Origin of the sequence: Clostridium sp. MCC328, from assembly GCF_018785465.1 — a bacterium.
GTDB lineage: Bacteria > Bacillota > Clostridia > Lachnospirales > Lachnospiraceae > Pilosibacter > Pilosibacter fragilis.
This window is the reverse complement of sequence record NZ_WQPW01000045.1, coordinates 1-9,177: the sequence shown is the minus strand read 5'-3', so window position 1 is coordinate 9,177 and position 9,177 is coordinate 1. Positions and strand designations below refer to the sequence as shown.

9 protein-coding genes and 2 pseudogenes are annotated in these 9,177 nt (G+C 47.4%); 5 read left to right on the top strand and 6 right to left on the bottom strand.

Translation table 11 applies throughout. From position 1 onward, the window contains the following. Positions 1-675: 675 nt before the first annotated feature. From GPK83_RS08085 to GPK83_RS08075, 3 genes are all read right to left on the bottom strand, one after another. On the bottom strand, positions 676-1,419 hold the full coding sequence (locus GPK83_RS08085) for a DUF6882 domain-containing protein (protein WP_215704500.1): 744 nt from the start codon (positions 1,417-1,419) through the stop codon (positions 676-678). A 117-nt stretch (positions 1,420-1,536) separates the two neighbouring features. Continuing rightward, on the bottom strand, positions 1,537-2,337 hold the full coding sequence (locus GPK83_RS08080; RefSeq protein ID WP_215704499.1) for a helix-turn-helix transcriptional regulator: 801 nt from the start codon (positions 2,335-2,337) through the stop codon (positions 1,537-1,539). Positions 2,338-2,385: 48 nt separating this feature from the next. Next, the gene (locus GPK83_RS08075) at positions 2,386-2,805 is read right to left on the bottom strand and encodes a hypothetical protein (protein WP_215704498.1); all 420 of its coding nucleotides are present in this window, start codon (positions 2,803-2,805) and stop codon (positions 2,386-2,388) included. A 375-nt stretch (positions 2,806-3,180) separates the two neighbouring features. Between GPK83_RS08075 and GPK83_RS08070 the strand changes: the two genes are divergently transcribed. The 5 genes from GPK83_RS08070 to GPK83_RS08050 all read left to right on the top strand — a co-directional run bounded on the left by GPK83_RS08070 (position 3,181) and on the right by GPK83_RS08050 (position 7,029). Beyond that, the gene (locus GPK83_RS08070; protein WP_215704502.1) at positions 3,181-3,594 is read left to right on the top strand and encodes a cysteine-rich VLP domain-containing protein; all 414 of its coding nucleotides are present in this window, start codon (positions 3,181-3,183) and stop codon (positions 3,592-3,594) included. 111 nt (positions 3,595-3,705) lie between these two features. Then, positions 3,706-4,101 carry a replication initiator protein A gene (locus tag GPK83_RS08065; protein ID WP_215704497.1) on the top strand — a complete coding sequence of 132 codons (396 nt, stop codon included), beginning with the start codon at positions 3,706-3,708 and terminating at the stop codon, positions 4,099-4,101. 187 nt (positions 4,102-4,288) lie between these two features. Further along, the gene (gene mobV / locus GPK83_RS08060; RefSeq protein WP_215704496.1) at positions 4,289-5,230 is read left to right on the top strand and encodes a MobV family relaxase; all 942 of its coding nucleotides are present in this window, start codon (positions 4,289-4,291) and stop codon (positions 5,228-5,230) included. Next, a complete protein-coding gene (locus GPK83_RS08055; protein WP_215704495.1) occupies positions 5,214-5,423 on the top strand; it encodes a hypothetical protein in 210 nt (69 codons plus the stop codon). The genes mobV and GPK83_RS08055 overlap by 17 nt, the downstream gene beginning before the upstream one ends. Before the next feature lie 94 nt (positions 5,424-5,517). After that, positions 5,518-7,029 (top strand): recombinase family protein, encoded by a 1,512-nt coding sequence (locus tag GPK83_RS08050; RefSeq protein ID WP_215704494.1) that lies wholly within the window; start codon positions 5,518-5,520, stop codon positions 7,027-7,029. Positions 7,030-7,201: 172 nt separating this feature from the next. On the opposite strand, the pseudogene GPK83_RS08045 reads toward GPK83_RS08050, so the two are convergent. From GPK83_RS08045 to GPK83_RS08035, 3 genes and pseudogenes are all read right to left on the bottom strand, one after another. Continuing rightward, positions 7,202-7,429: pseudogene (locus GPK83_RS08045) on the bottom strand (site-specific integrase); the annotation flags it as partial. Between the two features lie 2 nt (positions 7,430-7,431). Beyond that, entirely contained in the window at positions 7,432-8,184 is a 753-nt protein-coding gene (locus tag GPK83_RS08040; RefSeq protein WP_215704493.1) for a hypothetical protein, read from the bottom strand. A gap of 423 nt (positions 8,185-8,607) precedes the next feature. After that, a pseudogene (locus GPK83_RS08035) lies at positions 8,608-9,102 on the bottom strand (Fic family protein); the annotation flags it as partial. Positions 9,103-9,177: the final 75 nt, after the last annotated feature.

Sequence of the window (9,177 nt, the reverse complement as noted above, 5' to 3'; positions counted from 1 at the left end):
CAACGATTGCTTGCATTTCTTTGTTTGCAAGTTTTTTTAACCCGTTATGATAAATATCCAAATATTTATATAAACTATTAGGTCAGTTTACAAGGGACTACACGCAGACCACGAAACGGGGGCTGCTGACAACAAAATGGCTGAGTATCAAGCACCGGGAAAGTGCGGGATATTCAGCCTATTTTGTTGTCCGGGGTTTCCAAAGGGGCTTGCCCCTTGGCACACGACTTTGCTTGCAAAGTGTAGTGTGTTATACGCTCTGTCGGCGTTGCCGTGAAAATGCCGTTGCCGCCGGGGAGGGCAAGGGTGTTTGAAGCGGCAGGAAAACAGGGCTGTGATTGCGTGGCGTGAAGCCGCAAGCGCAGGACTGGTTTCATCAGCAGACAGGGCGTATATGAAAGCCCCCGTCCCTCGTCCTGCGCTCCGACTTGTGGACAAAGTGTCCCGAAGTTGTGGCCACATTCCCGGAAAAGTAGCAGGACAGCGGGCAACCGTCAAGGCTGAAATGAACGGGTTTACACCCGGCCTTGACCGCCGCCCGCCGTCCTGCTGAATGGGTGGACAAGGCGGCCAATTCCTCAAAGTGCTTGGCCGCACTCTTTTTTATTTTGGTAGCGTTTTCTTTCTCAAAATTGATATGGGTGGGAAAGCCATTTTAGGGCTTTCCCGCCTTGATTACCCTTTAGCAAAGACGGGCGGGGCTGTCAACGGCGGCGCATGAAATGCGCCGTTCATCTTGACCGTTGACTGGCTCGACTGGCTTTGCTGTTTTCCAGATAAAATGGTATTCATGGCGCAAATACGCCAAAAATCATTTGCTTGTTCAAACTCAATTTTCAAATTTTGCTGAAAATGAGCGAGTAATGTTTGATTATCCCATTCATATTTCGTATTGTTCCACGAGAGAAATCCCTCCACAAAAATTTTGTGATCAATATTAAATTGTTGAATACATTGCGTCGTTATAGATACAAATTTTTGAACATCGACGGAGGCAAACACACTATCAGGAACACCTGAAAATGCAACAAAAATTGCTCCACCAGAATGTGGACCTCTGTAATAACAATACTTATCAACTAAGCCGCAAGTTACGATAGACAGGTTATGCCCGTTGAATGTATCGTCCAATGTAAATTCTGCTGTCGTTAGTGGTTCTAAATTCCAGCGTTCCCCCACTACTTTTGCGTGTGTGGCTACCTGAATAATTTTCTCGGAAAATCCATTGATATTTTCCCATCCCCACAGCCATGTGTTACTTGATGTTGCCTCGCTTCCGATAAATTGAAGCGGATATTTTTGATTTCCAAAAAGTATTACGCCCTCTGAAAAATCAACATTCCAGTCCTGCCCCTTTACCACCTGTTCACTACAAGCAGTCTGTATTGCTATCATTTTACCTAAACAAGCTGAAAACACTTGAAACCAGTTTCCTATATCAATATTGAGATGCTCAATCCAAATATTTTTTCTGTTATCCTGTTTTCTGTCTTTGCCTCAAAATCTCATCTGTATTTCCTCCGTAATATATTTCTTTTATTTCTTCCCCCGCTGTGGATTTGGATTTTTTAGCAAGTCCGACTTTTCCGCAATCTTTTTCAGCCACTTCTTTTCTTCGTCGGACAGCTTCTTGTAATTCAGCTTGAGCCGCTTACAGATAAAGGCCATAGCCGCCTGTTCCGGGTCGCCGTCCTCGCTGGCGGCTTCGTCGGCGGTCTGCAAAAAATCTTTCAAAGGGTTATCCTCCGGGACGCTGAAAAAATCGTCCTTGTGGGCTTCCCGCAGGTCAAGGGCTATCCTGTTTATGTCCTGCTGTATCACATAGCGGCAAAAACTGTCCTCGTCAATGTGGGCGGTGACTAACTGCCTTAACTGCGGGTCGGTCAAGCCGGGATTGTGTTGTTTCATAATCGTTGCGCTCATAGCGTCCACAATGGCGTTTGCGCTCTGCACCTGCTTTGTCGCTATGCCGTTCACATAGATTTCAAGGTCGGCCATGAGCCGGGGAAAATCCGGGTGTGTTACCAGTTCACACAAAAGGGCATTATCCACCAGCCCGCTTTTCAATAATTCAATCATATCATCACTCAAACGCAGGTCTGCAAGATCAGCGTTTGGGTGATTTTTTGTGTGGGAACGGCACAGCAGATAATCAACGGACACTTCATAAAACTTTGCCAACTGGATAAGGGCATAGTGGCTGATGTCCTTGAAGTTGTCCCCCTCATAACTGCCTAAAGCAGACTTAGAGAGGTGCGTCTGCTCCGCAAGCTGTTCCAGTGTCAAGCCACGCTCCACACGCAGGTCTTTCAATCGTTCGGGTATGGATAGTTCCATGCTCTCCCTCCTTGTCTGCCCAATAAACCGGAATAGGTATGTTTCAGATTATTTTATCATAGTTCCATCTGGCAAAATAATATCGCCATCATCTCCACTCACATCAAAAAATCCGACCTTGTGTTTTTGAGCTAAACTACGCATAAATTCATACGCCTCATCTGCGACTGACCAAGAAAATGCAGCATAAATTACATCATATCCAATACAGTAATCAACTGTATGCCGTTCTAAATCTTCGGCTTCATCTTCATCAAGAGGATCAAGATTTGGTGCATATTCCCCATTCATGGGCGGGAATTTTTCCTTCATTTCCATAAACCAATTTTGTAAAGCGGGTGAAGAAACACTAATCGTTTCGTAATCATGTTCTTCTCCCCATTCAGTTTGCTTTTCATACCATGCCATAAACTCTTTTTTGGTGGTAGGTGCTTTTGTTTTTTCAAAAACCATCAAATCATAACTCATATCTATAACTCCTTTCAAATTCCGATTTGTCTCTTTGTACTTATCATTCTACCACAATTCCGAGAGCGTGGAAATAGGGAGTTTTCCGGGCTGATTTCCTACCTTTCGGATATACGGCACAGGCGGTCAAAAAGGTCTACACTTAAATCAGTTCATCGATGGACAGCACCTTGAAAACAGAATGACCGTCCGAAAAGGAATATCCGGCGGGGGAAGCACCGCAAGGAGCCTACTTCTGGACAAAGTGTCCAGAAGTGGCTTCGGGGCACAATGGCCCGAAGCTGTGGGGAGCGTGCCAACGCCGGAACACGCCGCAGGAATGGGGCAGGAAGCCTTTTCGGGGAGAACGGCAACGGAGAACAGACGGAGGGACGCATGATAGAAAATCCATATAAACGCCTGCCGCCGTTAGAGCGCAGGCCGGACGGCACGCCCTACCGCATGACCCCGGCACAGCGCAAACAAGCCAATGCCCTGATACGGCGGGAGTGCTGTAACTGTGAGGACGGCAACTGCATTGTCCTTGACGATGGCGACACCTGCACCTGCCCGCAGACGGTTTCTTTCTCGGTCTGCTGTAAATGGTTTCGGTGGGCGGTCTTGCCGCTTGCCGGGACGCTGGAAGCGGAGATCTACCGGGATAAGGACTTGAAACGCTGTGCGGTCTGCGGCGGCGTGTTCGTCCCCAAATCCAACCGGGGAAAATACTGCCCGGACTGCGCCGCCAGAGTTCACAGGCGGCAGAAAACAGAAAGTGAACGGAAAAGGAGGTCTGCTGTGGACAGTTAGATAGGAAAAAAGCCTTGATTTACAAGGCTCCGCAAGCCCCAGACCGGGGCGGGTGGTATCAAGTATCATCTCCCCCGGAAAACGGGCTTCTAACCGTCCACAAAACACACTATGACAAGCACGATTTATATTCATCAGCCGGAAAAGGCGTTCAGCTTCACCCGGCTCCCGAATTTCCTCTTTGAAGCACCTACATTCCAGCCCTTGTCCAACGAAGCGAAGCTATTGTATGCCTTTATCCTACGGCGGGCGGAGTTGTCCCGGAAAAACGGGTGGGCGGACGAGTACGGACGCATTTATCTGTACTATCCCATCTGTGAGGTGGTGGACTTGCTCCACTGTGGGCGGCAGAAAGCCGTCAACACCCTGCGGGAGTTACAGTATGCGGAGTTGATTGAGATTAGGAAACAGGGCTGTGGAAAACCCAACTGTATTTACCCAAAATCCTATGAAGCGGTTTCAAACGCCGACTTCAAGAAATCCGGTTTGGGAACGCCGGAGGGCTGAAAACCGTACCCGATAAGTACGATAATCACTCCTATTGAAGTACGGAAACCGGACGGTATATAGAAATACAAAGATTAAAAATATTTTATTTATATCTATTCCATTCCAATCCTATCAGAGATAGTTTCGGCGGGATTTTCCCTGTGGAAAAACCGCCGGAAAGGAATGGAATGGGGAAAGGAGCAGAATGGCACAACACGCAATTTTGCGTTTTGAGAAGCACGAGGGCAACCCGGCAAGACCGCTGGAAGCCCATCACGAACGGCAGAAAGAACAGTACGCCAGCAATCCCGACATTGACACCAGCCGGAGTAAATACAACTTCCATATCGTCAAGCCGGAGGGACGCTATTACCACTTCATTCAGAGCCGTATTGAACAGGCCGGGTGCCGCACCCGCAAGGACAGCACCCGGTTTGTCGATACGCTGATAACTGCCAGCCCGGAGTTTTTCAAGGGGAAATCCCCAAAGGAGATACAGGCGTTTTTCCAGCGGGCGGCGGACTTCCTCATCGGACGGGTAGGCCGGGAAAATATCGTGTCGGCGGTGGTACACATGGACGAGAAAACGCCGCACCTGCATTTGACCTTTGTTCCGCTAACAAAGGACAACCGCCTGTGCGCGAAAGAGATTATCGGCAACCGGGCGAATTTGACGAAGTGGCAGGACGATTTTCACGCCTATATGGTGGAGAAATACCCGGATTTGGAGCGTGGGGAGAGCGCCAGCAAGACAGGCCGGAAGCATATCCCTACCCGCCTTTTCAAACAGGCGGTTTCCCTATCCAAACAGGCCAGAGCCATTGAAGCCACTCTTGACAGCATGAACCCGCTGAACGCCGGAAAGAAGAAAGAGGAAGTCCTTGCTATGCTGAAAAAGTGGTTTCCGCAGATGGAGAACTTCTCCGGGCAACTGAAAAAGTACAAGGTTACGATAAAAGACCTGTTAGCAGAAAATGAAAAATTGGAAGCACGAGCCAGAGCCAGCGAAAGCGGCAAAATCAAAGACCGCATGGAACGAGCAAAGCTGGAAAGCGAATTGGAAAATATGCAAAGGCTGGTTGACCGTATTCCGCCGGAAGTGCTGGCGGAGTTGAAACGGGGACGGCATTATGGAAAGGAAAGGTGATTTTATAAGTATCAGATACAAAAAGGAAACAGAGGTCGTAACTTTTCAAGGGAAGGAAATCACGCTGGAAAATCTCTCCCCGGTGTTCACGCCGGAGCAGGAAGCGGCAAAACGCCGGGAACTGGAACAACAGCTTTATGAGGTGTTCCGCAAGTACGCCGACAGACGGCAGAATGAGGAAGCCGGGGCGTAAGGTTTTCCAAAGCCATCGTTGATTTGCGGGGCTGCTGGCGGTATAATATAAGTGTCAGCAGCTCCGTTTCTTTTTTAAGAAAAGGAGCGACAAAATGAATAACAGAATAGACGCAATCTATGCAAGGCAATCGGTAGACAAAAAGGACAGCATTTCCATTGAAAGCCAGATTGAGTTTTGCAAATACGAATTGAAAGGCGGGAACTGCAAGGAATACACAGACAAAGGGTACAGCGGCAAAAACACAGACCGTCCGAAGTTTCAGGAACTGGTGCGGGACATTAAGCGGGGCTTGATTGCAAAGGTCATTGTTTACAAACTTGACCGTATCAGCCGTTCCATTCTGGATTTTGCCAATATGATGGAACTGTTCCAGCAGTACAATGTGGAGTTTGTGTCCTCTACGGAAAAGTTTGATACCTCTACTCCGATGGGGCGGGCTATGCTGAACATCTGTATCGTGTTCGCCCAGCTTGAACGGGAAACGATACAGAAGCGGGTGACGGACGCTTACTACTCCCGCAGTCAGCGGGGCTTTAAGATGGGCGGGAAAGCCCCTTACGGCTTCCATACGGAGCCGATCAAGATGGACGGCATCAACACAAAGAAGCTGGTGGTAAACCCGGACGAAGCGGCCAATATCCGGCTGATATTTGAGATGTACGCACAGCCCACAACCTCCTACGGGGACATTACCCGCTACTTTGCGGAACAGGGGATTTTGTTCTACGGCAAAGAACTGATACGCCCCACGCTGGCGCAGATGTTACGCAATCCCGTTTATGTGCAAGCGGACTTGGATGTGTACGAATTTTTCAAAAGCCAGGGGACGGTCATTGTCAATGACGCCGCCGACTTTACGGGAATGAACGGGTGTTATCTGTATCAGGGGCGGGATGTAAAAGCCAGCAAGAAAAACGACTTGAAAGACCAAATGCTGGTACTGGCTCCCCATGAGGGCATTGTCCCCTCTGACATCTGGCTGGCTTGCCGCAAGAAGCTGATGAACAACATGAAAATCCAGTCTGCCCGGAAAGCCACCCACACATGGCTGGCGGGGAAAATCAAGTGTGGGAACTGCGGCTATGCGCTTATGAGTATCTTCAATCCGTCCAGAAAACAATATCTCCGCTGTACGAAACGGCTGGACAATAAAAGCTGTCCGGGCTGTGGGAAAATCATCACTTCCGAATTGGAAGCGGTAGTCTATCAGCAGATGGTGAAGAAGCTGGAAAATCACAAGACGCTGACGGGCAGGAAGAAAGCGGCAAAGGCCAACCCGAAAATCGCCGCCCTGCAAGTGGAACTTCTCCATGTGGACAGCGAGATTGAAAAGCTGGTGGACAGTCTGACGGGCGCAAACAATGTCCTGCTCTCCTATGTGAATGTGAAGATAGCGGAACTGGACGGGCGCAAGCAGGAACTTGTGAAGCAGATAGCGGAGTTGACGGTGGAAGCCATCAGCCAAGAGCAGGTCAATCAGATTTCCGGCTACCTCGACACATGGGACAGCGTATCCTTTGACGACAAGCGGCGGGTGGTGGATTTGATGATTGCCACCGTAGCCGCCACAAGCGACAGCTTGAACATTACATGGAAAATCTGACGGGCGGCACGCCTCCCGTCAGATACCTACCCTGTGTAGTCCCTTGTAAACTGTACTTTACTGAAATCACAATATACCATTCTGTCTCCTTAAACCTCAAGGCTTATGTACTGTTCGTCATATAACTAACAAAAGAATCTATTCCCAAAGTGCATTTATTTTATCTGGTAATATATCCCTCAGGGACTTCTTCCGTTCTCGGCAGACTGTAAACCTCGTAATAAGTACGGTCTTTTTCTTTGACCTCACTGTAATAGTTGAGGCTGTACAGTTCTCCGTATCGGAAGCAGTTTTTGTACTGTTCGGCTTTGGCTGTCTTAAGAATTGCCGCCAGTGTGTCGCAGAAGTCCACAGTACGGATTTTCTTTCGCTTAGTCGCTCCGATCTCCGTCTTAACTCTGTTTATTTATCTGTTTGCATGCAGGAAATTCCATATTTTTGAATCATCTTGAAAAGCATGGATAAAAATTCATCTTTTCCATGTGTCAGGAATTTGAAACTGATCTTGTAAGTACCTTCCCGTGTGTACAGCCGCAGCTTCATCCATTCCGCTTTTTCCGTTTTTTTCACTGCAGCCATTTCGATTCTTTGGATGTTTCTCCAGTAAAGTTCACGTTTTCTGTGCAGTGGGTATTTGATGGTCATTTTTTCCTGTGAATACCGGATATTTGTATTGAGCATCACAACCAGGAACACGATACTGATGACTCCGCAGACAGGTGCAAACAAAAGCGCGAACCTCTGGGAGAAATCACCCTGCAGAAACTGCTGTATGATGCTGTTCTCCGCTGCTGCGGGCACCAGAGTTGCCATATAAATCAGGAGAATGCCGATGCCCATAGCTGCCAGAAGATAATACTCGGAGCCATAGCGCAGAATACATTTTTGCGATTCTTCGTACATATGGGAACGATAGTAGCTGGCAATCTTTTCTGGGCATGTTTTCTTGATCATATCGCAAAATACATCATAATTTACCATTCCGAGCCTTGCGGTAAGAACCTTGGTTCCATCCAGAAGATATAAGTTGACTGCATTGTCAAAGTTACCGTCTACTTTTCGGATTTCCTCCCACTGAAAGGTTCTGGACTTGCGAAAGGGCTTTTCAATCCGGACTTCCCTGCTGTTAAAATAAACGCAGTCCCGACCTGCCACATTCCCGCTGAAAATCAGAAGCATGCAGATCAAGATTGAGGTTATGACGAGCAGGCTCCACATCTGCCGCGCTTCTGCAGGTGCGCCGTCTTTTATGTAAAGTACGAGGAAAAAGGCAACAAAAAGAAGTTGGAATACGCCTACTGCATAAGCGACATACCGTTGTCCTGGCGGCTGGCACAAGATTGCCATCCCTTTGGGGATACGCGCTATCTGCCGTCGGTTTCTTCCTGTGATCAGATAAATGATTTTTGTAGTCAATAGCAAAACCAGCGAAAAGATCAATTTCTCCATGCTTTTTATTCCATCCTTTTCAATCTACATTTGGTATAGAACATGTACTTACTCCTGTCTTTAAAATGTATGTCATCTAATTATCTCAAAGTGCGAATTTGCCCTTTTACTTTACTCTTTGAACCACTTTTAATAAGCAATCCTAAAATAATCCAAATACTCCTTATACTTGTCCTGTGCAGTCAGGCAGGTATCGGTCAAATAGCCTTTTTCGTTGTCCCATTCCTTCAATCCACGATAATAGGACAGCTTCAAATTATCCTCAATGATAAACGGAACGATATTGTATTTCAGGCACTCCTTAAACATGATCAATCTGCCCACACGGCCATTGCCGTTCTGGAACGGATGGATCCGCTCAAACTTCACATGGAAGTCCAGAATATCCTCAAAGGTCTTTTCTTCCTTGGCGTTATATTCCGTCAGCAAGGCCTTCATTTTATCGGCAGCTTCTTCCGGAAGTGCGGTTGCCATGCCGCCAACTTTATTCGGCATTGTTTTATAATCGCCTACAGTGAACCAATCTTTTCTGGAATCACTTGTACCACTTTTCAGAATCAAGTGAAGTTCCTTGATAAACTTCTCTGTCAGTGCTGCCTTTGCATGACCAATAATCATATTGATGTTGTATAAATAAAGTTGACACCTTATTCTCAAGGAATTCATGTATAATAAAAGAGAATAAGGAGGAACTCTCAA